General features: G+C 70.0%; 24 protein-coding genes, 1 pseudogene and 2 riboswitches. Of the genes and pseudogenes, 16 read left to right on the top strand and 9 right to left on the bottom strand.

The annotated features are described in order from the left end of the window. The first annotated feature begins 198 nt into the window (after positions 1-198). The 7 genes from AC07DS_RS32865 to AC07DS_RS32835 all read left to right on the top strand — a co-directional run bounded on the left by AC07DS_RS32865 (position 199) and on the right by AC07DS_RS32835 (position 8,311). Positions 199-1,422: a L,D-transpeptidase gene (locus tag AC07DS_RS32865; protein ID WP_479151241.1), complete on the top strand. Its 1,224-nt coding sequence runs from the start codon at positions 199-201 to the stop codon at positions 1,420-1,422. Between the two features lie 157 nt (positions 1,423-1,579). Beyond that, positions 1,580-2,827, top strand: coding sequence for a L,D-transpeptidase (locus AC07DS_RS32860; protein WP_479151239.1), 1,248 nt, complete (start codon positions 1,580-1,582; stop codon positions 2,825-2,827). Between the two features lie 80 nt (positions 2,828-2,907). After that, positions 2,908-3,675: an enoyl-CoA hydratase/isomerase family protein gene (locus AC07DS_RS32855; RefSeq protein WP_479151237.1), complete on the top strand. Its 768-nt coding sequence runs from the start codon at positions 2,908-2,910 to the stop codon at positions 3,673-3,675. Positions 3,676-3,961: 286 nt separating this feature from the next. Then, a complete protein-coding gene (locus AC07DS_RS32850; RefSeq protein WP_145887424.1) occupies positions 3,962-4,465 on the top strand; it encodes an ATP-binding protein in 504 nt (167 codons plus the stop codon). Positions 4,466-4,629: 164 nt separating this feature from the next. Continuing rightward, the gene (locus AC07DS_RS32845) at positions 4,630-6,243 is read left to right on the top strand and encodes an outer membrane protein assembly factor BamB family protein (protein WP_479151234.1); all 1,614 of its coding nucleotides are present in this window, start codon (positions 4,630-4,632) and stop codon (positions 6,241-6,243) included. Positions 6,244-6,308: 65 nt separating this feature from the next. Further along, on the top strand, positions 6,309-7,124 hold the full coding sequence (locus AC07DS_RS32840; protein WP_479151232.1) for a polysaccharide deacetylase family protein: 816 nt from the start codon (positions 6,309-6,311) through the stop codon (positions 7,122-7,124). Next, the gene (locus tag AC07DS_RS32835) at positions 7,124-8,311 is read left to right on the top strand and encodes a YncE family protein (RefSeq protein ID WP_479151230.1); all 1,188 of its coding nucleotides are present in this window, start codon (positions 7,124-7,126) and stop codon (positions 8,309-8,311) included. The genes AC07DS_RS32840 and AC07DS_RS32835 overlap by 1 nt, the downstream gene beginning before the upstream one ends. Here AC07DS_RS32835 and AC07DS_RS32830 read toward each other — a convergent pair. Continuing rightward, entirely contained in the window at positions 8,278-8,937 is a 660-nt protein-coding gene (locus tag AC07DS_RS32830; protein WP_479151229.1) for a GNAT family N-acetyltransferase, read from the bottom strand. The two genes, AC07DS_RS32835 and AC07DS_RS32830, sit on opposite strands and share 34 nt — an antisense overlap. 189 nt (positions 8,938-9,126) lie before the next feature. Here AC07DS_RS32830 and AC07DS_RS32825 point away from each other — a divergent pair, with 189 nt between their 5' ends. Beyond that, complete coding sequence (locus tag AC07DS_RS32825) at positions 9,127-9,339, top strand: EF-hand domain-containing protein (RefSeq protein WP_145887416.1); 213 nt, start codon at positions 9,127-9,129, stop codon at positions 9,337-9,339. A 47-nt stretch (positions 9,340-9,386) separates the two neighbouring features. Here AC07DS_RS32825 and AC07DS_RS32820 read toward each other — a convergent pair. Continuing rightward, positions 9,387-9,800 (bottom strand): annotated as a pseudogene (locus AC07DS_RS32820) (helix-turn-helix transcriptional regulator); the annotation flags it as partial. On the opposite strand from AC07DS_RS32820, the gene AC07DS_RS32815 reads away from it, so the two are divergent. Then, positions 9,778-10,074: a zinc-binding dehydrogenase gene (locus tag AC07DS_RS32815; RefSeq protein ID WP_479151227.1), complete on the top strand. Its 297-nt coding sequence runs from the start codon at positions 9,778-9,780 to the stop codon at positions 10,072-10,074. The pseudogene AC07DS_RS32820 and the gene AC07DS_RS32815 sit on opposite strands and share 23 nt — an antisense overlap. On the opposite strand, the gene AC07DS_RS32810 is transcribed toward AC07DS_RS32815, so the two are convergent. Next, entirely contained in the window at positions 10,035-11,249 is a 1,215-nt protein-coding gene (locus tag AC07DS_RS32810) for an IS110 family RNA-guided transposase (protein WP_479151225.1), read from the bottom strand. The genes AC07DS_RS32815 and AC07DS_RS32810 overlap by 40 nt on opposite strands. A gap of 237 nt (positions 11,250-11,486) precedes the next feature. Here AC07DS_RS32810 and AC07DS_RS32805 point away from each other — a divergent pair, with 237 nt between their 5' ends. Both AC07DS_RS32805 and AC07DS_RS32800 read left to right on the top strand, forming a co-directional pair. After that, positions 11,487-11,849 carry a zinc-binding dehydrogenase gene (locus tag AC07DS_RS32805; RefSeq protein ID WP_479151223.1) on the top strand — a complete coding sequence of 121 codons (363 nt, stop codon included), beginning with the start codon at positions 11,487-11,489 and terminating at the stop codon, positions 11,847-11,849. 114 nt (positions 11,850-11,963) lie between these two features. Further along, complete coding sequence (locus tag AC07DS_RS32800) at positions 11,964-12,626, top strand: NADPH-dependent F420 reductase (RefSeq protein ID WP_479151221.1); 663 nt, start codon at positions 11,964-11,966, stop codon at positions 12,624-12,626. A gap of 51 nt (positions 12,627-12,677) precedes the next feature. Here AC07DS_RS32800 and AC07DS_RS32795 read toward each other — a convergent pair whose 3' ends face one another. From AC07DS_RS32795 to gcvT, 6 genes are all read right to left on the bottom strand, one after another. Beyond that, on the bottom strand, positions 12,678-13,235 hold the full coding sequence (locus AC07DS_RS32795) for a GH25 family lysozyme (protein WP_479151219.1): 558 nt from the start codon (positions 13,233-13,235) through the stop codon (positions 12,678-12,680). Between the two features lie 92 nt (positions 13,236-13,327). Next, entirely contained in the window at positions 13,328-14,368 is a 1,041-nt protein-coding gene (locus AC07DS_RS32790) for a phosphatidylinositol-specific phospholipase C domain-containing protein (protein WP_479151217.1), read from the bottom strand. 180 nt (positions 14,369-14,548) lie between these two features. Continuing rightward, positions 14,549-15,916 carry an L-serine ammonia-lyase gene (locus tag AC07DS_RS32785; RefSeq protein WP_479151215.1) on the bottom strand — a complete coding sequence of 456 codons (1,368 nt, stop codon included), beginning with the start codon at positions 15,914-15,916 and terminating at the stop codon, positions 14,549-14,551. A gap of 113 nt (positions 15,917-16,029) precedes the next feature. Further along, positions 16,030-17,310, bottom strand: a complete 1,281-nt coding sequence (gene glyA / locus AC07DS_RS32780) for a serine hydroxymethyltransferase (protein ID WP_479151213.1) — start codon at positions 17,308-17,310, stop codon at positions 16,030-16,032. Positions 17,311-17,324: 14 nt separating this feature from the next. Then, positions 17,325-17,702 carry a glycine cleavage system protein GcvH gene (gene gcvH, locus AC07DS_RS32775; RefSeq protein ID WP_479151211.1) on the bottom strand — a complete coding sequence of 126 codons (378 nt, stop codon included), beginning with the start codon at positions 17,700-17,702 and terminating at the stop codon, positions 17,325-17,327. 115 nt (positions 17,703-17,817) lie between these two features. Beyond that, on the bottom strand, positions 17,818-18,936 hold the full coding sequence (gene gcvT / locus AC07DS_RS32770; protein ID WP_479151209.1) for a glycine cleavage system aminomethyltransferase GcvT: 1,119 nt from the start codon (positions 18,934-18,936) through the stop codon (positions 17,818-17,820). Between the two features lie 38 nt (positions 18,937-18,974). Further along, positions 18,975-19,087, bottom strand: a riboswitch (glycine riboswitch). Beyond that, positions 19,088-19,185: riboswitch (glycine riboswitch) on the bottom strand. A 178-nt stretch (positions 19,186-19,363) separates the two neighbouring features. Here gcvT and AC07DS_RS32765 point away from each other — a divergent pair. From AC07DS_RS32765 to AC07DS_RS32745, 5 genes are all read left to right on the top strand, one after another. Beyond that, positions 19,364-20,032 carry an AAA family ATPase gene (locus AC07DS_RS32765; RefSeq protein WP_479151207.1) on the top strand — a complete coding sequence of 223 codons (669 nt, stop codon included), beginning with the start codon at positions 19,364-19,366 and terminating at the stop codon, positions 20,030-20,032. A gap of 73 nt (positions 20,033-20,105) precedes the next feature. Beyond that, positions 20,106-20,897, top strand: coding sequence for an enhanced serine sensitivity protein SseB (locus AC07DS_RS32760; RefSeq protein ID WP_479151205.1), 792 nt, complete (start codon positions 20,106-20,108; stop codon positions 20,895-20,897). A gap of 168 nt (positions 20,898-21,065) precedes the next feature. After that, complete coding sequence (locus AC07DS_RS32755; RefSeq protein ID WP_479151279.1) at positions 21,066-21,833, top strand: enhanced serine sensitivity protein SseB C-terminal domain-containing protein; 768 nt, start codon at positions 21,066-21,068, stop codon at positions 21,831-21,833. Positions 21,834-22,192: 359 nt separating this feature from the next. Then, positions 22,193-23,191, top strand: coding sequence for an ABC transporter permease (locus tag AC07DS_RS32750; protein WP_479151204.1), 999 nt, complete (start codon positions 22,193-22,195; stop codon positions 23,189-23,191). 27 nt (positions 23,192-23,218) lie between these two features. After that, positions 23,219-24,967 carry an ABC transporter substrate-binding protein gene (locus AC07DS_RS32745; protein ID WP_479151202.1) on the top strand — a complete coding sequence of 583 codons (1,749 nt, stop codon included), beginning with the start codon at positions 23,219-23,221 and terminating at the stop codon, positions 24,965-24,967. Positions 24,968-24,986 lie beyond the last annotated feature (19 nt).

Raw genomic sequence — 24,986 nt, 5'->3', positions numbered from 1 at the left:
GCCGAAGGGCCGGGCGTGCCCGGACCCTTCCGGCCCAGGACACGCTCGGCCGCCCGGTACGGCTGCGCCCCGACGGCTCCGACGCGGGCTGGGGTACCCCCTCCGGGGGGAGGCTCCCCGTCGTCCTCCCCACTGTTCTGCCCAGCCCTGGCGTCGCACTCACGTTTCCCAGGAGCGTGCCCGGTCGTTGAGTCCCACGTGAGGCACGTAAACGGGCGCGCACGGCGCGCGGGGGCCGCGCTGGCCGCCGTACTGACATGGGCGGGTCTGCTGGCCGGCTGCTCCTCGGGCAGCCCCGGCGGACTGGACTTCGACCGGGTCCTCGGCAAGCATCCGGCTGCCGAGGACGTCATCCGGGTCACCCCCGACGACGGCGGAACGGCCGTCAAACCCGGGGAGCGGCTACGGGTACGGGTGCCCGACGGGCGCCTGGAGAAGGTGAAGGTCGTCAAGTCCCAGGACGCGCAGGACTCCCCGGTCCCCGGGCACATCAGCGCCGACGGGCTCAGCTGGGCACCGGACGACAAACGGCTGGCGCTCGCCGCCAAGTACACCGTGGACGCGGTCGCGCTGGACGCCGAGGGCCGGCGCTCGGCCCGGCACTCCACCTTCACCACCCTCGTCCCCGCGGAGCGGTTCATCGGCTACGTCACCCCCGAGAACCGCTCCACCGTCGGCACCGGAATGATCGTCTCCCTCTCCTTCAGCCGGGAGATCACCCAGCGCGCCGCCGTCGAACGGGCCGTACGGGTCACCGCGAACCCGCCCGTGGAGATCCGACCGCACTGGTTCGGGAACAACCGCCTGGACTTCCGGCCCGAGCGCTACTGGAAGCCCGGCACCGAGGTCACCGTCGACCTCGGCCTCAGGGACGTCGAAGGGGCGCCCGGCGCCTTCGGCCTGCAGGACAAGACGTTCACCTTCACCGTCGGCCGCAGCCAGGTCTCCCTGGTGGACGCGGCCGAGCACATGATGGAGGTCCGGCGCGACGGTCAGCTGCTCGCCAACGTGCCCATCACCGCGGGCGCGCCCGAGACCACCACCTACAACGGGAAGATGGTGGTGATGGAGATGCTCGAGGTCACCCGCATGAACAGCCGGACGGTCGGCTTCGGCGGCGAGTACGACATCCCCGACGTCCCGCACGCCATGAAGCTCACCGACTCCGGCACCTTCCTGCACGGCAACTACTGGTCCCCGGACGCTCCCGGCCGGGTCAACGTCAGCCACGGCTGCGTCGGGCTGAGGGACGTCAAGGGCGGCAGTTCGGACACTCCGGCGGGCTGGTTCTTCGACCGCAGCCTGGTCGGAGACGTCATCGAGGTCGTCAACAGCAAGGACAAAACAGTCTCTCCCGACAACGGACTCGGAGGGTGGAACATGGGCTGGAAGGAGTGGAAAGCGGGCAGCGCGGTCAAGTAACCAGATGAGGGACGGGGTTGCGGGCGAGGGCGGCCGGTTGAATTTGCGACTGAACGGTGACATTCACCTGACACCTCGCTCAAAACCCTGCGGTTAACATGCGCACACCAAGTGTGGTGGGGAGCGGGCCTGACCTGGCCCGGCGAGGGGAGAACAAGTGAACGTGCGGCCTGTTTCGGGGGCGTCGGTGGGGGGCCGGGAGAGAGGCCGTAAGGGGCTGGCGCTCATAGCCGGCGCCCTGCTCGTGACCCTCACCGCGTGCGGCGGCGGTGACTCGGGGTCCGGGGCCCGGTCCGGTTCCGGTGACGGGAAGGGCAAGGACTCCAGCACGCAGCAGGGCAAGCAGTCGACGGCCGCCGTCAGCATCTCGCCCAAGTCCGGTGCCACGGGCGTCGACACCAGCGGCGCCCTGAAGGTGAACGTCAGCAAGGGCAAGCTGACCGAGGTCACCGTCAAGGACGCCAAGGGCACGAAGGTCGACGGTGCCATAGCCGGCGGCGGCGCCTCGTGGACGCCGTCGACCCATCTGGCCGCCGGCACCAAGTACACGGTGCACGCGGTCGCCAAGGACTCCGCGGGCCGCGAGGCCGCCGAGGACTCCAGCTTCACGACGCTCACTCCGCAGAGCACCTTCGTCGGTTCCTTCACCCCCGAGGACGGTTCCACCGTCGGCGTGGGCATGCCGTTCTCGGTCCACTTCACCCGGGGCATCACCAACCCCGACGACGTCGAGAAGGCCATCAGGATCAAGACCGAGCCGGCCGTCGACGTCGAGGGCCACTGGTTCGGCAACGACCGCCTGGACTTCCGCCCCGAGAAGTACTGGAAGGCCGGCACGAAGGTCACCGTCGACCTCGACCTCGACGGCGTCAAGGGCCGCGACGGCGTCTACGGCGAGCAGCACAAGACGGTGAAGTTCACCATCGGCCGCAACCAGGTCTCCATCGTGGACGCCAAGAAGCACACGATGAAGGTCACCCAGGACGGCAAGGTCATCAAGACCATCCCGGTCACCACCGGAAAGCCCGGCTACGACACCTGGAACGGCCAGATGGTCATGCGTGAGAAGCTCACGGTGACGCGAATGAACGGCGAGACCGTGGGCTACGGCGGCGAGTACGACATCAAGGACGTCCCGCACGCCATCCGCCTGACCGACTCCGGCACCTTCATCCACGGCAACTACTGGGGCGGCGACGCCTTCGGCAACTACAACGCGAGCCACGGCTGCGTGGGCCTGCGTGACGTGCGCGGCGGCTACGACAAGAACGTGCCGGCGGCCTGGTTCTTCAACCACTCGATGAGCGGCGACGTGGTGGTCGTGAAGAACTCCCACGACCGCACGGTGGACCCGGCCAACGGCCTCAACGGCTGGAACATGTCCTGGGCCGACTGGAAGAAGTGAGCCTCCTCTGAGCTACGGGCCCGGCGCTGTGACCTACGGCACCGGGCCCGCACTCGTTAGTCCCCGTTAACCTGCTGCGCATGACCGTGAATCTCGAAGTCGCCGAAGGTGTCGGAACGCTGCGGCTGGACCGGCCCCCGATGAACGCGCTGGACGTCGCCACGCAGGACCGGCTGAAGGAACTCGCAGAGGAGGCCACGCGCCGCGAGGACGTGCGCGCCGTGGTGATCTACGGCGGCGAGCGGGTGTTCGCGGCGGGCGCGGACATCAAGGAGATGCAGGCGATGGACCACACCGCGATGGTCCTGCGCGCCCGCGCCCTGCAGGACTCCTTCACCGCCGTGGCCCGCATCCCCAAGCCCGTCGTCGCGGCCGTCACCGGGTATGCGCTCGGCGGCGGTTGCGAGCTGGCCCTGTGCGCGGACTACCGCATCGCCGCCGACAACGCCAAGCTCGGCCAGCCCGAGATCCTGCTCGGTCTCGTCCCGGGCGCGGGCGGCACCCAGCGGCTGCCCCGCCTCGTCGGTCCCTCCAAGGCCAAGGACCTGATCTTCACGGGACGGATGGTGAAGGCCGACGAGGCTCTCGCGATCGGCCTGGTGGACCGGGTCGTCCCGGCCGCCGAGGTCTACGAGCAGGCGCACGCCTGGGCCGCCAGGCTGGCCCAGGGGCCCGCCATCGCGCTGCGTGCGGCGAAGGAGTCGATCGACACCGGTCTGGAGACCGACATCGACACCGGACTCGCCGTCGAGCGGAACTGGTTCGCGGGTCTGTTCGCCACCGAGGACCGCGAGCGGGGCATGCGCAGCTTCGTCGAGGAGGGGCCGGGCAAGGCGAAGTTCCTGTGAAGTTCACCGGTGAACGTCCCCGGTAGGGCTTGCAGTTGACGCCTTGTCTGATCCGGGTCCCCCGATGGGGCAGTTTATGGGAGCCTTAAGGCAACCTTAAACCTGCCTCGTCGAGGGAGTCCGTCGATTGCCCGAAAGTGAGCCGTCGCCGCAGGTCAGATGGGCTGCTCCAAGATCGGAAATGCCATCGGCATATGCCGACAGGCCCGAGCGCGGCAGGGGCATGAGGGGGGCGTATTCCTCCGGAACGGCCACGGAGACGGCTCCGGACGGCCATCATGGGGGCATGGCGGGGCTGGAGGGCATCGAACAGCCGCGGGGACACAGCCGTGCGGCCGCGGCGCGCTGGTCGCCCGCGGTCGAGGACGAACAGGCGCTCAAGGCGCTCGAACTGTTCGGCAACCCGACGGAGGCGGAGGTGCCGCTGCCGTCCCGCCCGGAGTCCGCGGCCACCGCGCGCCGGCTCGCCCAGGTCGTCGTACTGCGGCAGTGGGGGCTGACCCCCAAGATGACCGAGGACGCGGTCCTGCTCGTCTCCGAACTCGTCGGCAACGCCGTACGGCACACCGGGGCCCGGGTCTTCGGCCTCCGGATGCGCCGCCGCCGCGGCTGGATCCGCGTAGAGGTCCGCGATCCCTCCCGCGGGCTGCCCTGTCTGATGCCGGTTCAGGAAATGGACGTCAGCGGCCGCGGCCTGTTCCTGGTGGACAAGCTGTCCGACCGCTGGGGCGTCGACCTCCTGCCGCGCGGCAAGACCACCTGGTTCGAGATGCGGGTCGCCGACCGCTAGGGCGACAGGCCCTGCAGCCGGGTCGAGGAGACCCGGCGGTGTGGTCCCTGCGAATGAATCCTCCGCCACGCCCCCTCGGGGTGCCGGTCATGTGACTTTCGGTCACCACAATGGCCCTCGGCCGGATGCCGGCGTCCAAGCAGGCGGATACAAGGGCGGATCACATGGCGCGAGTCGCTTCACCGACGCACCGACGAGCAGGAGAACGGCGAGGGCTGCTGCGGCCGAAGGCCAGGGCGGCCGCGCTGACGGGTCTCCTGCTGCTCGGGATCGCCGGTCCGTCGCAGGCCGTCGAATCCACCATCTCGGTGAACAACCTGCGCACCGGGTGGGACTCGCACGAGCCGAAGCTCTCGCCGTCCGTGGTGTCGTCGTCCGCCTTCGGGCAGCGTTGGTCCACCGCGGTCAACGGCGTGGTGGCGGCCCAGCCGCTGGTCACCGGCACCAACGTGGTCGTCGCCACACAGAACAACTACGTCTACGGGATCGACGCCGCGACCGGGAAGACGAGCTGGACCCGCCAGCTCGGTCCGGCCTGGCCCACCTTGGCCGTCAACTGCGACAGCGGGCTCACCGGGATCACCGCCACGCCGGTGTACGACGCGTCGTCCAACACGGTCTACCTCACCAGCAAGGTGAACGACGGCCCGGACGCGTTGCACCCGCACTGGTACATCCACGCGTTGAGCGCCTCCACCGGCGCCGAGCGCGCAGGCTGGCCGCTGACCGTCAAGGGCACGCCCACCAACAGCCCCGGCCACCCGTTCAACCCGCTCACGGCATCGCAGCGGCCCGGCCTGCTGCTGCTCAACGGGTCGGTGTACGCCGGGTTCGCCTCGTACTGCGACCACGGCCCGTACGTCGGCCAGGTGGTCGGCGTGAACGTCGCCAGCCGCAAGCTCACCCTGTGGTCCGCCGAGGCCGGTTCCGACGGCAAGGAGGCCGGCATCTGGCAGAGCGGCGGCGGGTTGGTCTCGGACGGCAACGGCCGGATCTTCCTTGCCACCGGCAACGGCTCCGGAACGGGCGCCTCGCCGAGCGCCGGACCCGGCTACCTGCCCCCGGCCGGCCTCGGCGAGTCGGTGGTGCGGCTCGGCGTGAACAGTGACGGCACCCTCTCGGCCAGGAACTTCTTCAGCCCGACCGACAACAAGACCCTGGACGCGAACGACACCGACCTCGGCTCGGGCGGTCCGGCCGCTCTTCCGAACAGCTTCGGCACCACCGCGCACCCGCGGCTGCTGGTCCAGGTCGCAAAGGACGGCCGCGTCTTCCTGCTGGACCGGGACCATCTGGGCGGCATGGGCCAGGGGCCGAACGGCACGGACAACCCGGTGAGCGTGGCCGGACCGTTCGAGGGCATCTGGGGTCACCCCGGTGTCTGGGGCGGCGACGGCGGCTACGTGTACACGGTGGCCACCGACACCGGGAGCGGCCGCTCGCCGCTGCGTGCGCTGAAGTACTCGGTGAACAGCGCCGGCACCCCGGTCCTGACCAGCGCCGGCACCAGCGCCGAGAACTTCGGCTACGGCTCGTCCTCCCCGGTGGTCACCTCCAACGGGACGACGCCCGGCTCCGCCCTGGTCTGGACCGTCAACAAATCAGGTTCCGCCAGCGCACTGCGGGTCTACGACCCCGTGCCCGTCAACGGCACCCTGCACCTGCGCCGCTCCTTCCCGATCGAAACGGCGTCCAAGTGGTCCCTGCCCGCCACCGACGGCGGCCGCGTCTACGTAGGGACCAGGGACGGGCACCTGGTGGCCTTCGGCCTTGCGTAGGACTGCGACCCGAAATCGCCCCTCGATCGGCGCAATCGGCCGTTTTCTTACCCAACGCCCCTTAAATGGTGCGGGTGACCACGACCAACCGACGCGGGGTGCTGCGCGCGGGTGCCGGGCTCGTCACCGGGGGCGCGTTCGCCGCCGGCTGCGGCGCGGGCCAGGAGGCCCGGCCCGGCGCGACGACCGCCGCGCATCCCGGGTCCGCCCCACCGGCCGACGCGTCCGGCCGTCCCGCGGCCACCCCGCACGCCGCCCCCGCCCCCCGCGCCTACACCGGCCTGCCCGCCCAGATCACCCACGGCCCGCGCACCCGCCCCCAGGTCGCCCTCACCTTTCACGGGCAGGGCGACCCCGACTTCGCCGAGTCCCTGCTCAGCACGGCCGAACAGCACGGCGCCCGGCTGACCGTGCTCGCCGTCGGCAGCTGGCTGGACCAGTACCCGGGCCTGGCCCGCCGCATCCTCGACGGCGGCCACGACCTCGGCAACCACACCCAGCGGCACATCTCCGTCAACGCCATGGCCGAGGCGGAGGCCCGCAAGGAGATCACCGACTGCGCGGACCGGCTGAAGCGGCTCACCGGGTCGATCGGCACCTGGTTCCGGCCCTCCCGCTCCCCGACGGCCTCCCCGCTGGTCACCCGGCTGGCCCGCGCCGCGGGCTACCCGCACGTGCTGTCGTACGACGTCGACTCGCTCGACTACACCCGCCCCGGAGCCGACGCCGTCACCCGCAAGGTCCTCGCCGAAGTGCGGGGCGGATCGGTGGTGAGCCTGCACTTCGGATACCCGGACACGGTCGCCGCCCTCCCCGCCGTACTCCACGAACTCGACCGCCGCCACCTGCGCGCGGTCACCACCACGGAGCTGCTGAGCTGATGCGAACCACGAAAGCCGCCCGCCTCCTGGCCGCCGGAGCCGCCCTCACCGCCCTGGCACTGCTGTCCGCGTGCAGCGGTGACGCCCAGACCAGGGAGAGCGAGGCCCTCGGCAGCAAGGCCCCCGCCCAGCCGCAGGTGAAGAGGCAGCAGGTGGACGGGTTGCCCGGGATGCCCCCGGTGCTGGACCCGACCGACGTCTACGCGGCCGACCGGCCGAACCGACTCTCCCCGGTCGTCAAGGACTTCCCGTCCCGGGTGTACGTCCCCAACACCAACTCCGACACCGTCACGGTCATCGACCCGCAGACCTACCGGATCCTCAAGACCATCCCGGTCGGCCGGCAGCCCCAGCACGTCGTGCCGTCCTGGGACCTGAAGACCCTCTGGGTCAACAACGACCTCGGCAACAGCCTCACCCCCATCGACCCGAGGACCGGGAAGGCCGGCCGGCCGGTCGCCGTGCACGACCCGTACAACCTGTACTTCACGCCCGACGGCAAGTACGCGATCGTCATGGCCTCCATGGACCGTCAGCTCGTCTTCCGCGACGCGCACACCATGAAGGTCGCGAAGGCACTCCCGGTCGGCTGCTACGGCGTCAACCACGCCGACTTCTCCCTGGACGGCCGGTACTTCATCGTCTCCTGCGAGTTCAGCGGCGAACTCCTCAAGGTCGACACCGCGCGGATGGAGGTCGTCGCCCACCAGAAGCTGCCGTTGCACGGCGCGATGCCGCAGGACGTCAAGGTCTCCCCGGACGGCAAGCTCTTCTACATCGCCGACATGGTGGCCAACGGCATGTGGATCGTGAACGGGGACACCTTCGGCAAGCCGGATTTCCTCGCCACCGGCAAGGGCGCCCACGGGCTGTACATCAGCCGGGACTCCCGGGAGATGTTCATCTCCAACCGCGGCGAGGGCACCATCTCCATCTTCGACTTCACCGAGAACCGGCTGACCAAGAAGTGGCATCTGCCCGGCGGCGGCAGCCCCGACATGGGCGGGGTCTCCTCCGACGGCAAGGTGCTGTGGCTCTCCGGCCGCTACAACTCCGAGGTGTACGCCATCGACACCCGCACCGGCTCCGAACTGGCCCGCATCAAGGTCGGCAGCGGACCGCACGGCCTCGCCGTCTACCCGCAGCCGGGCCGCTACTCACTCGGGCACACCGGCATCTTCCGCTGAAGCAGCACCTCCGAGCCCACCGGACGGTACCCGGCCGCCTGGAACGCCCGCATGCTGCGGGCGTTCCCCGCCGACACCTGGGCCCACACCGGCTCGTCGGCCAGCTGCCGCGCCGCCGTCACGAGCGCCCGGCCCAGCCCCCGGTGCCGTACCGCGTCGTCCACCTCGACCGCCACCTCCAGCCGGCCCGCCACCCCGCGCCCCAGCACCAGCACCCCACCCTCCGCGGTCCACACCCGGACGTCGTCGCGCCGCCGGCGCGAGCTGACCACCCGCGGGTGGGACGGGTCGGCGATCTCCCGCAGCGCGAGCGCCGGACGGCCCGGCAGCGGGGATCCGACGAGCATCACGTCGACCGTGTCCGTACGGCGCCCGGTGCGGTCCGTCAGCGCGGTCAGGAAGCGCGGGTTCATCGTGGCGGCCAGCGCGTCGCACTCCTCGGTGACCGCGCGCAGCGTCTCCCGCACCCAGGCCGGATCCTCGTCGGTGAACACGACCGAGTGGGCGGTGAAGGCCAGGACACCGGCGTCCCGTGGCGAGGGCTGGGGAACGACCGTCGTGCCGCCGTCCGCCGGCGGGAAGGCGCCCTGCGCCGCCGCGTCGAGAATGTCCCGCAAAGTCTCCAAAACCGTGCTCCTCGAGTCTCCACCGACCGGAAGGCCCAGACTCGCACACGTGATCGACAACGGCACCGGACTTTCCACCGACGGCGGGCTGTGGGTGGTCGCTGCACTCCATGCTCGCGGCGGCCGTTAATCTGACCAGCGACAGTACGCCGACACGGCATGAGAACCACGAACAAAAGGGGCGGATCGGTGGCCGACATCGAGGAAGCACGCAAGCAGTTCCAGCGGATCGACGCGGACGGCGACGGTGTCATCACCGCTGCCGAGTTCAAGCACGCGCTGGCGCAGGGGGGCGACTGGAACGTCACCGACACGGTCGCCGAGGCCATCATCAAGACCCGCGACCTGAACGGCGACAAGGTCCTGTCGTTCGACGAGTTCTGGGCCTACCTGAACAAGTGACCCGCCCGAAGGGGGTGCCCGTCCCGTGGGGAGGGGCACCCCCTTCGTCATGCCTGCGCCTCCCCGCGCCGGTACCGGCCCGGCGCCACCCCGTACTCCCGCTTGAACGCCTTGGCGAAGGCGAACTCCGAGGTGTAGCCGGTGCGGGCGGCCACCTGGCGCAGGGACAGGTCGTCGTGGCGCAGCAGCCGTCCGGCGACCGTCATGCGCCACCAGGTCAGATACGTCAGAGGCGGCTCGCCCACCAGCGCGGTGAAGCGACGGGCGAAGGCCGCACGGGACAGGCCGCCGGCAGCGGCGAGCTGCGCCACCGTCCAAGCCTGCGCCGGGTCACCGTGGAGCGCGCGCAGCGCCGCCGCGACCGCCGGGTCGGCCAGCGCCGCCGACCAGCCCCGTGCCCGCCCGGCCGCGCGCTCGCTCTCCCACCAGGCCCGCAGGATGTACAGCAGCAGGGTGTCCAGCGGGGTCGGCTCCGCGGCGATCCAGGTCGTCCGACGGGCGGGAGCCGTCCCGATCGTCACCACCCGCACCGAGGCCAAGCGGCAGCGGCTGCTCGGCCTCGGCGCGGAGCACGTGATCGTCAGCGCCGACGAGGACGTGGTCGAGGAGGCCAGGCGACTGACCGGCGGGCGGGGGGGGTGTCTCTATGTCCTTCGTCAAGGACGTGGTGTTGGGTTTGAAGCGGTTTTGGGTGGTCATGCGGCGAGGGTGACGGCGGGGGTTCTTGACTCGTAGAACGTGCCGTCGCGGAGCATGGCGAACAGGACGCTGATGCGTTGGCGGGCAAGCCGGAGGAGGGCTTGGGTGTGCGTTTTGCCGCGGGCTCTTTGCCGGTCGTAGTAGGTGCGTGAGGCGGGGTCGGCGTTCATGCAGGCGAAGGCGGAGAGGAACATGGCGCGTTTGAGCTGCCGGTTTCCTCCTCTAGGTGCGTGTTCGCCGTGGATCGAGGTCCCGGACGACCTTGTTGTGGGGGCGAGGCCGGCGTAGGAGGCGAGGTGGGCGGCGCTGGGGAAGCCAGTCCCGTCGCCGACGGTGACCAGCAGGACGGCGGCGGTCCTGACTCCGACTCCGGGCATCGAGGTCAGGACCGGGTGAAGAGGGTGGGCCTCCAGAAGGGTGCTGATCTGGGCCTCCAGGGCCCGGCGCTGGTCGTGGACCGCGGCGAGCGAGCGGGCCAGCGACGGGATGACCACGTCGAGGGTGCCGGTTCCCGGGACCACGACGGTCTGTTCGTCGAGGGCTGTGAAGACGTCGTCGATCAGCCTCTGTGCCATCCGCGGGGCCTTGGGGCGGATCACTTCGACGAGTCTGCGGCGTCCGGCTTTCCGCAGAGCGTTGGGGGATCCGTATCGCTCGAGGAGCCAGGTGACGGCGGGGTGGTCCAGCCGTGGGCCCAGGACTCGCTCCAGCGACGGGTGGAACTGGGTCAGCAGACCGCGTATCCGGTTGGAGGTGCGGGTGGCTTCCGCGGCGAGGTCCTGGTCGAAGCCGGTCAGCACGGTCAGCTCGGCGGTGATCTCGTCGGTCAGCTCCAGAGACCGCAGGGTGTGGGGCATGGTGCGGGCGGCGTCCGCGATGACCGCTGCGTCCTTGGCGTCGGTCTTCGCCTCTCCCGGATAGAGGTCGGCGATCCGTCGCATCGCGAGTCCGGGCAGGTAGGCGACCTGGCAGCCGGCGTCGCGGGCGACGGTCAGAGGCAGGGCGCCTATGGATGCGGGCTGGTCCACGATGACCAGGACGGTGCCGAACTTGGCTTTGAGCTTGTCGAAGACGGCCCGCAGCTTCGGCTCGCTGTTGGGCATCGGCTTGTCGAAGACCTTCTTCCCGGCCGGGGTGAGTCCGTGGCCGTGGTGGGCGGTCTTGCCGACGTCCATCCCGAGGAAGACGCCCACGCCTTCGGTGTCTAACATCGCACCCTTTCCAGGTGGTTGACCGTACCGGCCTCGGCAATGGCACCGTGCTCGCGCATCCACGTTATGCAGACCTGCCGCCCACGTCTCTGCCCGGCATTGCGCCGGACTGGGCGGTGGCCGGGTCTCTCATCAGCGTCTCCGACGGCACCTCCCAGGCCCGGCGACACCACCCCCCAGGTCATCCATTCGACAGAGGGGACACAGTCATACCGGGCCCGGAGGCCAGCGGCCCCATTGCAGGACCGCGAAAAACATAACGGGGGCATCGTCCTCGATGCGATCGGCGGCGACGGCTTCGCGGAGCTGGGCGGCGCGATCGTCCGGGACGGGACCCTGGTCTCCTGCGGCTGGCTCGACGAGCGGCCCATCCTGCTGCCCCGGCAGTGGCCGCTCACCGTGCACGGCTACGCCAACATCGCCCTCACCGGCAGCGTCGAAGGCCGTCGGCGCGCCGCCCACTACCTCGCCTCCGGCCTAGCCGACGGCACCCTCCGCCCGGTCCTCGGCGAGGTCTTCGACGGTCTCGACCGGATCCGGGACGCCCACCGTCTGATGGAGTCCAACCGGCACACGGGCAAGATCGTCGTACGGGTCTGAGGACGTACCGCGAGGGGGCGCCCGCCTGGCCCAGTCACCGGAATACTCCCGTTCCCCCCGAGGTTGTCGCCGACGACTGACGTATGCACATGCATCGACCCGGAAGGCTCTGTCATGAAGATCGGCATCATCGGCGCGGGGAACATCGGCGGCAACCTGACCCGGCGGCTCACCGCCCTCGGCCACGACGTGTCCGTGGCCAACTCCCGTGGCCCCGAGACCCTGAAGGAACTGGCCGAGGAGACCGGCGCGACCCCGGTCCCGGCGGCGGAGGCCGCCAAGGGCGCCCAGGTCGTCGTGGTCACCGTTCCCCTCAACCGGGTCCCGGACCTCCCCGCCGGCCTGCTGGCCGGGGCGGCCGAGGGCGTCGCCGTGATCGACACCAACAACTACTACCCGCAGCAGCGCGACGGCCGGATCGCCGGCATCGAGGACGAGGGCCTGACCGAGAGCCGCTGGACCGAACGGCACCTCGGACACCCCGTGATCAAGGCGTTCAACGGCACCTACGCCCAGGACATCCTCGACCGTCCCCGCCCGGCCGGCGACCCCGAGCGCATGGCCCTCCCGGTGGCCGGCGACGACCGGGCCGCCAAGCAGGTCGTCCGCGACCTCATCGACGAACTCGGCTTCGACACGGTCGATGCGGGCGGCCTCGACAATTCCTGGCGCCAGCAGCCGGGCACCCCGGTGTACGGCCTGCAGGCGGGCCTGGAGGCCGTGCGCGACGCCCTGGCGGAGGCGTCCCCGGAGCGCCCGGCGGACTTCCGCGGCTGACGTCCGGGTCGCCCGGCCGCACGGGCCTCGTCCTCGCCGGCGACGCAGGGCTCAGTCGCCGGCGGCCCACTCCCGCAGAGCGCTGCGGTCGGCGAAGGCGGCCACGTTCTTGTCGTGCGGCTCGCTGCTGTACTGGTGGAAGCGCCACTTGGCCTGGATGCGGGGGTGGCCCGCGCTCACGTAGTCGGCGATCCAGAGGCCGTCGCCGGCGTACGAGGTGACGTCCACGTTCAGCCAGTACTCCCGGTTGGCGTAGAGCAACACCTTGTTGTGGGGGCGGAGTTCCTTCACCGTGCGGATGAACAGGTCCTTCTCCGCGTTGCTGGCGTGCGAGCCGTCGCTGGTCGTCTCCCAGTCGACGGCGAGCAGGTCGCCCGCCCGCTCGGGGGCGTGCCTGACGAAGTACTCGGCCTGGGCGGCGATATGACCCGGCCACAGGAAGTGGTAGTAGCCGACGACGAGTCCGGCGTCGCGGCCGTGCTTGGCCTGGGCGGCGAGTCTCGGGTTCACGTACGAACGCCCCTCCGTCGCCTTGATGAAGACGAAGGAGAGGCCGTCCGTGTCGTACGACGACGACTGGTACGCGCTGACGTCGATGCCGTGCAGCATGAGGGGACTCCCTTGAGTGCCGGTGGGGGGACAGGAGTTGACGTGTTTATGCCCCACCTTGGCACGGGAGATCCGCCGTTGCAGCCGAAAAGTCAGCTCCGGGGCGTCACCGATCCCAGGACCGACGCCGACTTGGCCGACCAGTCCGAGGTGATGATGCTCGCGTGGTCCTTGGCCAGCAGGGCGAGCCGGGCGGCGACCTCGGCGTCCGTGGGATCGGTCGAGGAGATCGCGGGGGATACGCCGTCGGCGCCCGTGGTGATCAGGATGTAGTGGTTCGCGGAGTAGAGCGAGGTGTCGTAGCCGTTGTTCACGTACGTCGCCGCGTCACCGTCGAAGAACACGAACCAGGGCCTGATCGAGGCGTCGTAACGGCTGGTGCGCGGGTCGCCGTTCGCGGCGCCGAGCACGGCCGGGAAGGCCTGTGCCTCGCCGATCCTGCCCGCCGCGTACAGGTCGCGGAGGTGGTCGCCGTACTCCTCGTCCGTCCAGTAGTGGTCGAACGGGTTGGACTGCTCCACCGTGCCCGGGATCAGCTCGAAGAGGAACTTGCCCCGGAGGGAGTCGCGGGAGGGCCAGGCGTCGGCCTTGGCCGCCGCGTCCAGGGAGGAGTACGTCCCGCCCAGCAGGTCGGACGGCTTGTACACGCTGCTGCCGAGCTTCTGCGACACCAGGGTGTCGAACTCGTCCGGGCCGAGGCCCCCCTTGCCGTTGAAGCCGACCTTCATCTCGACCTTGAACACGATCGGCGGGTGGTCGGGGTGCAGCTGGTTCCAGGCCGCGATGTTGTCCAGGCAGCTGCCCAGATCCTGGTTCCGGCTCTTGCTGTACAGCTCGCCCGGCGTCTTCGCGGCCTCGCAGTTGTTGTTGTCGCCGAACGGATTGCTGTGACTGACGCGCCAGCGATGGCTGATGCTGTCCACGTACACGTCCAGTTCGAGCAGCGAGGCGCCCGAGTCCAACGCCTGTGCGAAGTAGGTGTACTTGGCCTTGTCGTACGCGTTGTGCGTCCCGATGGCCGTCGTCCCGGAGAACTTCGGCTCCGCCCCATGGGCACTCGCCGGCACCGCCATCAGCAGGGCGGCGGCACCCAGGAACACCCCTGCCCGTCTCACCACACGAACCGCGCGCATGTGTGAACTCCCCTTCGCTGTCGCTGAGTTGGCGGCAGCGTAGGAGAGATCGGTTACTGAACGGTAGCCCCTGGAGGAACATCGGCCTCGCGAAGTGGGCGTTTTTCAAGCGCAGTTGAACACGGGCAGTGGAAACCGGAACCGGACGTCACGCGGGAGAGCCGGCCGGCGGGGGAGGGGTCAGCACTCGATGATGTTGACGGCCAGTCCGCCCCGGGCCGTCTCCTTGTACTTCACGCTCATGTCCGCGCCGGTGTCCTTCATGGTCTTGATGACCTTGTCCAGGGACACCTTGTGGGAGCCGTCGCCGCGCATCGCCATCTTCGCGGCCGTGACCGCCTTCACCGCGGCCATGCCGTTGCGCTCGATGCAGGGGATCTGGACCAGACCGCCGACGGGGTCGCAGGTGAGGCCGAGGTTGTGCTCCATGCCGATCTCGGCCGCGTTCTCGACCTGCTCCGGGCTGCCGCCGAGGACCTCGGCGAGGGCGCCGGCAGCCATCGAGCAGGCGGAGCCGACCTCGCCCTGGCAGCCGACCTCGGCGCCGGAGATGGACGCGTTCTCCTTGAAGAGCATGCCGATCGCACCGGCGGCCAGGAGGAAGCGGACCACGCCGTCCTCGTCGGCGCCGGGCACGAAGTTGATGTAGTAGTGCAGGACCGCCGGGATGATGCCGGCCGCGCCGTTCGTGGGGGCCGTGACCACGCGGCCGCCCGCCGCGTTCTCCTCGTTCACGGCCATCGCGTAGAGCGTGAGCCACTCCATGGCGTGCGCCAGCGGGTCGCCCTCGGCGCGCAGCTGGCGGGCCGTGACGGACGCGCGGCGGCGGACCTTCAGACCGCCGGGCAGGATGCCCTCGCGGGACATGCCGCGCTGCACGCACTCGCGCATCACGCGCCAGATCTCCAGCAGGCCGGTCCGGATCTCCTCCTCCGTGCGCCAGGCCCGCTCGTTCTCCAGCATCAGCGAGGAGATCGACAGACCCGTCTCCTTCGTGAGGCGGAGCAGCTCGTCGCCGGTGCGGAAGGGGTACTTCAGGACGGTGTCGTCCAGCACGATGCGGTCCGCGCCGACCGCGTCCTCGTCCACGACGAAGCCGCCGCCGACCGAGTAGTACGTCTTGGAGAGCAGTTCCGTGCCCGCGGCGTCGTACGCCCACAGCGTCATGCCGTTGGCGTGGTACGGGAGCGCCTTGCGGCGGTGCAGCTTCAGGTCGGCGCCGAAGTCGAACGCGATCTCGTGCTCGCCGAGCAGGCTCAGCCGCTTGGTCGCCTTGATGTCCTCCACCCGCTGGTCCGCGTTCTCCACGTCCACCGTGCGCGGCGAGGCGCCCTCCAGGCCGAGCAGCACCGCCTTGGGCGTGCCGTGGCCGTGGCCGGTCGCGCCGAGTGAGCCGTACAGCTCGGAGCGTATCGACGTGACGGATTCCAGCACGTCCTCGTTGCGCAGTCGCCGGGCGAACATGCGCGCCGCACGCATCGGGCCGACCGTGTGGGAGCTGGACGGGCCGATGCCGATCGAGAACAGGTCGAAGACCGAGATGGCCACGGGGAACTCCTCAATACGGGGGGTGGTGCTCAGGGTGTGGTGCGGGGTGGGCACCGCCCGGCACCGCGCGCGTCTTCTGTGTCCAGTGTGCGCGGTGCCGGGGTACTTCGGACTTACTTGTTCAGACCGGGGTACAGCGGGTGCTTGTCGGCCAGGGCCTTGACCCGGGCCTTCAGGGCCTCCGCCTCGGCCTCACCGAAGGGGGAAGGCGCCTTCAGTGCCTCGGCGATCACGTCCGCGACCTCGGCGAAGTCCTCGGCCGTGAAGCCGCGGGTCGCCAGGGCGGGCGTGCCGATCCGCAGACCCGACGTGACCATCGGGGGGCGCGGGTCGTTCGGGACGGCGTTGCGGTTGACCGTGATGCCGACCTCGTGGAGGCGGTCCTCGGCCTGCTGGCCGTCCAGCTCGGACTCGCGCAGGTCCACCAGGATCAGGTGCACGTCGGTGCCGCCGGACAGGACGTTCACACCGGCCTCGCGGGCGTCGGCCGCGGTCAGCCGTTCGGCGAGGATCCGGGCGCCCTCCACCGTACGGCGCTGGCGCTCCTTGAAGTCCTCCGAGGCGGCGACCTTGAAGGAGACCGCCTTGGCCGCGATCACGTGCTCCAGGGGGCCGCCCTGGAAGCCCGGGAAGACGGACGAGTTCAGCTTCTTCGCGAAGGCCTGCTTCGCGAGGATGATGCCGCCGCGCGGGCCGCCGAGCGTCTTGTGGGTCGTGGAGGTGACCACGTCCGCGTACTCGACCGGGTTCGGGTGGAGACCGGCGGCGACCAGGCCCGCGAAGTGCGCCATGTCGACCCACAGGTAGGCCTCGACCTCGTCGGCGATCCGGCGGAACTCGGCGAAGTCCAGCTGGCGCGGGTATGCCGACCAGCCCGCGATGATCACCTTGGGGCGGTGCTCCTTGGCCAGGCGCTCGACCTCGGCCATGTCGACCAGACCGGTCTCGACGTCCACGTGGTACGCGACCACGTTGAACTGCTTGCCGGAGAAGTTCAGCCGCATCCCGTGGGTCAGGTGGCCGCCGTGCGCCAGGTCCAGGCCGAGGATGGTGTCCCCGGGCTGGGCCAGCGCGAACAGGGCCGCCTGGTTCGCGGAGGCGCCGGAGTGGGGCTGCACGTTGGCGTACTCGGCGCCGAACAGCTCCTTGATCCGGTCGATGGCGATCTGCTCGGCGACGTCGACGTGCTCGCAGCCGCCGTAGTAGCGGCGGCCCGGGTAGCCCTCGGCGTACTTGTTGGTGAGGACCGAGCCCTGGGCCTCCATCACCGCGAGCGGTGCGAAGTTCTCGGAGGCGATCATCTCCAGGGTCGACTGCTGGCGGTTCAGCTCGGCGTCGACCGCGGCGGCGATCTCCGGGTCCAGCTCGTGCAGGGGCGTGTTCAGGACAGTCATACGGCTACGACTCCTCAGCCGGCGGTGAAGGCGGTGTACTCGTCGGCGGAGAGCAGCTCGGCCGGCTCGTCCGTGATGCGTACCTTGAACAGCCAGCCGCCCTCGAAGGGGGCCGAGTTGACCAGCGACGGGTCGTCGACGACGTCCTGGTTGACCTCGGTGATCTCACCGGTCACGGGGGCGTACAGGTCGCTGACCGACTTGGTCGACTCCAGCTCACCGCAGGACTCGCCCGCGGACACCGTGTCACCGACCTCCGGGAGCTGGACGAAGACGACATCGCCGAGCGCGTTGGCCGCGTGCTCCGTGATGCCGACCGTCGACACGCCGTCCTCGGCGGCCGACAGCCACTCGTGCTCCTTGCTGTAGCGCAGCTGCTGGGGGTTGCTCATGGCCTGAATTCTCCTGTACGCGCGGGAGTGCTGATGAATGGGGGACTGCTGGGACTGCTGAGGAGCAGGTGAATGTGCGCAGCGTCACGTCCTTGGGACGGACCGCGCTCAGTGTCTACTTCTGGCGCTTGTAGAACGGCAGCGCCACGACCTCGTACGGCTCGTGGCTCCCGCGGATGTCCACACCGACGCCCTCGGTGCCCGGCGCAGCGTGCGCCGCGTCGACGTACGCGATGGCGATGGGCTTGCCCAGGGTGGGAGAGGGGGCGCCGGAGGTCACCTCGCCGATCACCTCGCCGCCCACGACGACGGAGTACCCGGCGCGCGGCACGCGGCGGCCCTCGGCGATCAGACCGACGAGCACCCGCGGCGGGTTCTGCTCGGCCTTGGCGGCGGCCTCGGTGAGCGCCTCGCGGCCCACGAAGTCGCCCTCCTTCTCGAACTTGACCACCCGGCCGAGCCCGGCGTCGAACGGGGTCAGGGACGTGGTCAGCTCGTGCCCGTACAGCGGCATGCCCGCCTCCAGGCGCAGCGTGTCCCGGCAGGACAGGCCGCAGGCCACCAGGCCGACGCCCTCGCCGGCCTTGGTCAGCGCCTGCCACAGCTCCACGGCGTGCTCGGGCTTCACGAACAGCTCGAAGCCGTCCTCGCCGGTGTAGCCGGTGCGGGCGATCAGTGCGGGGACGCCGGCCACCGTGCCGGGCAGGCCCGCGTAGTACTTCAGGCCGTCCAGGTCGGCGTCCGTGAGGGACTTCAGGATGCCGGGGGACTCGGGGCCCTGGACGGCGATCAGCGCGTACGCGTCACGGTCGTCGCGCACCTCGGCGTCGAAGCCCTCGGCGCGCTCGGTCAGCGCGTCCAGCACCACCTGGGCGTTGGAGGCGTTGGCGACGACCATGTACTCGGTCTCGGCGAGGCGGTAGACGATCAGGTCGTCCAGGATGCCGCCGTCGGCCTGGCAGATCATGGTGTAGCGGGCGCGGCCGACACCGACCGAGGCGATGTTGCCGACCAGGGCGAAGTTCAGCAGGGCCGCCGCCTCGGCGCCGGTCACGGTGATCTCGCCCATGTGGGACAGGTCGAAGAGGCCGGCCCTGGTGCGCACGGCCACGTGCTCGTCGCGCTCGGAGCCGTAGCGCAGGGGCATGTCCCAGCCCGCGAAGTCGGTCATCGTCGCACCGAGCGAGCGGTGGAGGGCATCCAGCGCGGTGTGACGGAGTTCGGTACTGCTCATCGGTCGGTCGTCTCCCAAGGCATGACTGGCGAGGTCGTTCCTCCCCATCTGTCATCGGAACCTGAGAGGTTCGCCGAGACCGCCACAGGGACGACCACGGCTTGCACCTTGGGTGGAGCCACTGACACAGCGGCCCGCTTTTCAGATGTGCCTCGCCCGCGCGGTAACGGGGCCTGAGAGATTCAAGGGAGGGACTTGCTCCTTCGGCGTCCCAGCGAAGGCTGCTGGGAACTCTCCCGCGCGGATTCAAGCGGCCGGTATGCAGTTGGCGGGCACATCATTGCACGCCTTGCCCCCACCCGTCAGGGCCCGCATCTGTAACCGACCTGTGGCAGTACGCGCACCGAACCACTGGACGCGGCGCATTACCTTCTCTTTACATGTGATGGGCATGGGATTGCCAAGCACACAGGGGAGGACGATCACGGTGAACAGGACCTCGGCCTACGCCACCACCACCGGCATCGCGGTGCCCGGGCAGCCCTCCGCCCCGGCCCGCGAGCGCTGCGCCGACCGCCCGGCCCCGGTCGTCCGCGACCTGCGCGAGCGCGGGGGCCGCAGCCCGCACGCCCTGCTCTTCGGGCCCGGCGACCTGGTGGTGATCACCGGCCTGCCCGGCAGCGGCAAGTCCACGCTGATGCACCGCGCGGTCCCCGGTCACCGCATCGACTCCCAGGACGCCCGTGACCGCTGGGACGACCGCATGCCCCGCTTCCTTCCCTACGCGCTCTACCGCCCGCTGGTCCGCCTCGCCCACTACGCCGGACTGCGCCGGGCCCTGCGCACCGGCGAGGGAGTCGTCGTGCACGACTGCGGCACCCAGTCCTGGGTGCGCTCCTGGCTGGCCCGCGAGGCCCGCCGCCGCGGCGGCACCCTGCACCTGCTCCTTCTCGACGTCACCCCCGGCACCGCCCGTCGGGGCCAGCGCGAGCGCGGCCGCGGCGTGTCCCGGTACGCCTTCGGCCGCCACCGCCGTACGACCGCCCGGCTGCTGCGCGCGGTGGAGCGCGGCGAGCTGCCCGCCGACTGCGGCTCCGCGGTGCTGCTGGACCGGGACGCGGCGGACGTCCTGCACCGCATAGCCTTCACCGGCTGATCGGACCGGTCGCCGTCACAGGCACCCGCTAGCCTTTTGCTCCACAGCATGGTTCCCAGCAGGCGGTAGGCAGATGGACTTCCCGGCGGACATTCCCGCGGACTTCCCGGCACAGACGCACCCCCACCCGCACGGCGGTTGGCCCGGCAACGAGCTGGAGGAGGTGCTCTCGGCCTCCCTCGGCATACCCTCCGCGGGCGGCCGGATCATCGAGGTGCTGGGCCGGAGCTTCCTCTGGATCCCCCTGCCGAACGGCGGCGGCCCGCAGAGCGGCCCCCTGGACCTGCCCACGATGGAGATCGAGGGCCAGGTGTACGTCCCGGTCTTCAGCTCCGAGGAGCAGCTCCGCCAGGCGGCCGGCCCCCACATGTCGTACACCGTCGCCCCGGCGGTGGAGTTCGCCCGCGGCCTGCCCCCGCAGGTCGGCATCGCCGTCAACCCCGACGGCGTGGTCGGCGTCCCGCTGCCGCCCGAGGCGGTGGCCGAGCTGTGCCGCGCGGGCCGCACCCCGCTGGACGGCCCCGGTTCCGGCGGCCGGGTCCGCCTCTTCGAGCCCGACTGGCAGGACGACCCGGTCGACTTCCTGGCCGCCGCCTCCGCGGAGTTCACCGCGACCGGCGTGGTCGTCACCGCCCGCCGCTGCCTCGCCGCCATCGAGACGGGCGACCCCGTCATGTTCGTGGGCGTGGAACTCTCCCAGTGGGAAGGCGATCTGCGAGCCCTCCCCCTGGACGCCCTCGGCAAGGCTCTCGGCAAAGTCCCGGTCAAGTGGCCCGTCAACCTGGTCCTCCTCGACGTGGCCCAGGACCCGGTGGCCGACTGGCTCCGGGCGAACGTGCGCCCCTTCTACCAGTCCGGGCACTGAAACCACCTGAAGGGCGCGGGGAACTGCGCGAGAACCCACCACGTACCCGCACCCGCGAACGGACACAAGGCCCCGAGCTACTGGGCGCTTAAGCTGTCTCCACATGCGGGGCACTCCACAAGAAGGGCAAGACAGGTGAGCGCGAGCCCAAGCGGCAGCGTCGAGCACATGCTGCGCCAGGTCACCCCCGGGCGCTACGACGCCTACGAGGCACTGCTGCGCGCCCTCGCCACCCCCTCCTCCGGCCAGATCTGGATGCTCCTGTGGCACGGCCAGGCCGGCTCGCCCGACGCCCAGTACGGAAACATGGAGGTCGAGGGCTTCAGCTACGCCCCCTGTGTGACCTCCGCCCAGGAGCTCTCGGCGAGCGGCTGGAACCGCTCCTACGAGGTGGTCGACGGACTGGACGTGGCCCGCACCCTCTATCCCGACCACTTCGGGCTCTGGCTCAACCCGCACGCCCAGGGCGGCGGCGTCGGCATCCCCTGGCTGGACCTGCGCCGCATCGCCACCGGCCTGGACCGTCAGCCGGCCGGCCCCCTGCGGCTGTCCGAACCCGGCATCGAGATCTCGCAGTTCTACGCCCTGCTCGCGCAGAACGCCCACCGCACCCCGGCCCTGCGCTCCCTGCGCCGCGCCTGGGTGCAGCCCGCGCTCGGGGCGCCCTACCTCGCCATCGGCCTGGACGTGTACGACACCTCGCCGGCCGCGGTGGACTCGGTGCGCGCGATGATGCAGCAGTCGGTCGGCGCGGTCCCGGACGGGCTGCCGGTGTCCACGGTCGCCATGACCGACGACTACGACCCGGTCGTGATGTGGATGCGGGCCAGCGCCCGCCCGTTCTACGACCGTGAGGCCCACGCGGCCGCCCCGCAGCCCCAGCAGCAGGCCCCGGCTGCCGGCTACGGATATCCGCCCGTGCACGGCGCCTACTGAGCGCCGCCACCCCGCCCCACCGGGGCGTTCCCTGTCCTTCGGGATGCCCGTCACCTGCGTCGGGCGTCCCGGCCCGAGCGTGTGCGCGACGGGTCGAGGGCGACGTCCGACCGGTCATCGGGTGTGGTGAGAGCGTTCGCGGGTCGGTTCCGTAGGTTCGGATAACGGAACCCCCATGGCCGTATCACGGTTATGCATACTTTCGCCTTGGACTCTGGCGGGTGATCGCGGCCACGCTGAAGACTCCCCACTCAAGACACGAGGTGCTCACCTCGTGGTCGAGTGCAAGTCGATAAAGCCGCAAACCTTCGCGGCAGACGCGGGCCGGGCAACAACCGGCTAGAGGGGTCGGGTTCACAGTGACCGCACCGATCGAGACCACCGGAGCCGAGGCCGAGACCCCGCCCGAGGCTGTGCTCGCCGGGGTCAAGAAGGCTCAGATCGAAGGGCGTTCGCTCACACAGATCGCCTGGACCCGCTTCAAGCGGGACAAACTGGCCGTGGCGGGCGGTGTCATCGTCATCCTGCTCGTGCTGATGGCGGTGCTCGCGAAGCCGATCGAGTGGGCTTTCGGGCTGGACCCCAACCAGTTCCACCAGGACCTCATCGACCCGGCCCTGCTGGCCCCCAAGGGCAGCTGGGGCGGCATGAGCTGGGCCCACCCGCTGGGCGTCGAGCCGCAGTACGGCCGTGACATGCTCGCCCGCATCATCGAGGGCTCCTGGGTCTCGCTGCTGGTCGCCGGCGGCGCCACGCTGCTGTCCGTGATCATCGGTACCGTGCTCGGCGTCGTCGCCGGCTACTACGGCGGCTGGGTCGACAGCGTGATCAGCCGGCTGATGGACACCTTCCTGGCGTTCCCGCTGCTGCTGTTCGCCATCGCCATCTCGGCCTCTGTGCAGGACGGTTTCTTCGGGTTCAACGGTCTGTCGCTGCGCATCGGCGTGCTGATCTTCGTGATCGGCTTCTTCAGCTGGCCGTACATCGGACGTATCGTGCGCGCCCAGACGATGAGCCTCGCGCGGCGCGAGTTCGTGGAGGCCGCCACCAGCCTGGGCGCCCGCGGCCCGTACATCCTGTTCCGCGAGCTGCTCCCCAACCTCGTCGCGCCGATCCTCGTCTACTCGACGCTGATCATCCCGACGAACATCCTCTTCGAGGCCGCGCTGAGCTTCCTCGGAGTCGGTATCGCTCCGCCGCAGGCTTCCTGGGGCGGAATGCTCAGCAACGCCGTGGATCTCTACACAGCAGATCCGCAGTTCATGTTCGTGCCCGGACTGGCGATCTTCATCACCGTCCTGGCATTCAATCTGCTGGGTGACGGGCTGCGTGACGCGCTCGACCCTCGCAGCAAGTGATCCAACGATCGAGGGGGCATTCCTCACGTGAAGACGAGAAGGGTTACCGCCGCCGTGGCGACGGTCCTGGCGGTCTCGCTCGGCGCTGCCGCGTGCGGCGGCGGTAAAGACAGCAACGACAACAGCGGTGGTGGCGCCGGCTCGAAGGACGCGGCGCTGAACTCCATCGTCAACGCGTCGAGCAAGAAGGGGGGGACGGTCAACCTTGAGGACTCCGACGTTCCGGACTCCCTGGACCCGGGCAACACGTACTACGGCTTCGTGCAGAACTTCTCGCGTCTGTACGCCCGTACGCTCGTCACCTTCAAGCCGGCTGCCGGCAAGGACGGCCTGACCGTCGTCCCCGACCTCGCCGACTCCCTCGGCAAGTCCAGCGCCGACGCCAAGACGTGGACGTACCACCTGCGTTCGGGCCTGAAGTTCGACGACGGCACGCCGATCACGTCCAAGGACGTCAAGTACGCGGTCGAGCGCTCCAACTTCGCGCCCGAGGCCCTGTCCAACGGCCCCACGTACTTCAAGGCGTACCTGAAGGGCGGCGACAAGTACAAGGGCCCCTACAAGGACAAGAAGGGGATCGACTCGATCGGGACCCCGGACGACCAGACGATCGTCTTCCACCTGGCCAAGCCCTTCGCCGACTTCGACTACCTGGCGACCTTCTCCCAGACGGCCCCCGTGCCGCAGGCGAAGGACGACGGCGCGAAGTACGTCCAGCACATCGTGTCCTCCGGCCCCTACAAGTTCGCCTCGTACGAGGAGGGCGCCAGCGCCTCCCTCGTCCGCAACCCGAACTGGGACCCGAAGACGGACCCGATCCGCAAGGCGCTGCCGGACAAGATCAACGTCAAGTTCAAGGTCAACCCGGTCACGGTCGACAACGACCTGCTCGCCGACAAGATCACGGCGGACATCACCGGCGCCGGTGTGCAGCCGCAGACCCAGCCGAAGGTCCTGAGCGGCAAGTACGCCAAGCAGACGGACAACTCGTACGCGGGTGCCACGGGCTACATGGCCCTGAACCAGCACGTCGCCCCGTTCGACAACGTCCACTGCCGCAAGGCCGTCCAGTGGGCCCTCGACAAGCAGTCGGTCATCGACGCCATGGGCGGTTCGCCCAAGGGCGACGTGGCCACCACGCTGCTGCCGCCGTCGGTCAACGGCTACACCAAGTTCGACTCCTACGCCACGCCGGGCCACAAGGGTGACGCGGCCAAGGCCAAGGACGAGCTGAAGCAGTGCGGCAAGCCGAGCGGCTTCTCCACCGTGCTGACGGCCCGCGCCGACCGCCCCGCCGAGGTCGCGGCCGCCACGGCCATCCAGAACTCGCTCAAGAGCGTCGGCATCAAGGTCGACATCAAGCAGTTCCCCTCCGGCAAGTACTTCTCCAACTTCGCCGGTGTCCCGAGCTACGTCCACTCGCACAAGCTCGGCATGATGATGATGGCGTGGGGCGCCGACTGGCCGACCGGCTACGGCTTCCTGGACCAGATCATCGACGGTTCGGCCATCAAGCCCTCGGGCGGCAACAACCTGATGGAGCTGAACGACCCGAAGATCAACAAGGCTCTGTCCGACGCCATCTCCAACACCGACTCCGCGGCCCGCACCAAGGCCTGGGGCGACATCGACAAGATGGTCCTGGACAACGCCTCGGTCGTCCCGCTGATCTACCGCAAGAACCTGCTGATCAGGCCTACGTCCGCGACCAACGTCACGGTCACGCAGGCGTACCTCGGCATGTACGACTACACGCTGCTGGGCTCCTCCAAGTAACAGCAGGCCGGATACCCCT

The organism is Streptomyces sp. NPDC044064, assembly GCF_056434245.1.
The sequence above is the reverse complement of the archived record's forward strand: the minus strand, read 5'-3'. Positions and strand labels throughout refer to the sequence as shown.

Excerpts from the sequence above, each read along its gene's own strand:
- AC07DS_RS32855 (WP_479151237.1), top strand. The coding sequence starts at position 2,908 with ATGACCGTGAATCTCGAAGTCGCCGAAGGTGTCGGAACGCTGCGGCTG.
- AC07DS_RS32850 (WP_145887424.1), top strand. The coding sequence starts at position 3,962 with ATGGCGGGGCTGGAGGGCATCGAACAGCCGCGGGGACACAGCCGTGCG.
- AC07DS_RS32845 (WP_479151234.1), top strand. The coding sequence starts at position 4,630 with ATGGCGCGAGTCGCTTCACCGACGCACCGACGAGCAGGAGAACGGCGA.
- AC07DS_RS32840 (WP_479151232.1), top strand. The coding sequence starts at position 6,309 with ATGGTGCGGGTGACCACGACCAACCGACGCGGGGTGCTGCGCGCGGGT.
- AC07DS_RS32835 (WP_479151230.1), top strand. The coding sequence starts at position 7,124 with ATGCGAACCACGAAAGCCGCCCGCCTCCTGGCCGCCGGAGCCGCCCTC.
- AC07DS_RS32815 (WP_479151227.1), top strand. The coding sequence starts at position 9,778 with ATGTACAGCAGCAGGGTGTCCAGCGGGGTCGGCTCCGCGGCGATCCAG.
- AC07DS_RS32810 (WP_479151225.1), bottom strand. The coding sequence starts at position 11,249 with ATGTTAGACACCGAAGGCGTGGGCGTCTTCCTCGGGATGGACGTCGGC.
- AC07DS_RS32800 (WP_479151221.1), top strand. The coding sequence starts at position 11,964 with ATGAAGATCGGCATCATCGGCGCGGGGAACATCGGCGGCAACCTGACC.
- AC07DS_RS32795 (WP_479151219.1), bottom strand. The coding sequence starts at position 13,235 with ATGCTGCACGGCATCGACGTCAGCGCGTACCAGTCGTCGTCGTACGAC.
- AC07DS_RS32790 (WP_479151217.1), bottom strand. The coding sequence starts at position 14,368 with ATGCGCGCGGTTCGTGTGGTGAGACGGGCAGGGGTGTTCCTGGGTGCC.
- glyA (WP_479151213.1), bottom strand. The coding sequence starts at position 17,310 with ATGACTGTCCTGAACACGCCCCTGCACGAGCTGGACCCGGAGATCGCC.
- gcvH (WP_479151211.1), bottom strand. The coding sequence starts at position 17,702 with ATGAGCAACCCCCAGCAGCTGCGCTACAGCAAGGAGCACGAGTGGCTG.
- gcvT (WP_479151209.1), bottom strand. The coding sequence starts at position 18,936 with ATGAGCAGTACCGAACTCCGTCACACCGCGCTGGATGCCCTCCACCGC.
- AC07DS_RS32760 (WP_479151205.1), top strand. The coding sequence starts at position 20,106 with ATGGACTTCCCGGCGGACATTCCCGCGGACTTCCCGGCACAGACGCAC.
- AC07DS_RS32755 (WP_479151279.1), top strand. The coding sequence starts at position 21,066 with ATGCTGCGCCAGGTCACCCCCGGGCGCTACGACGCCTACGAGGCACTG.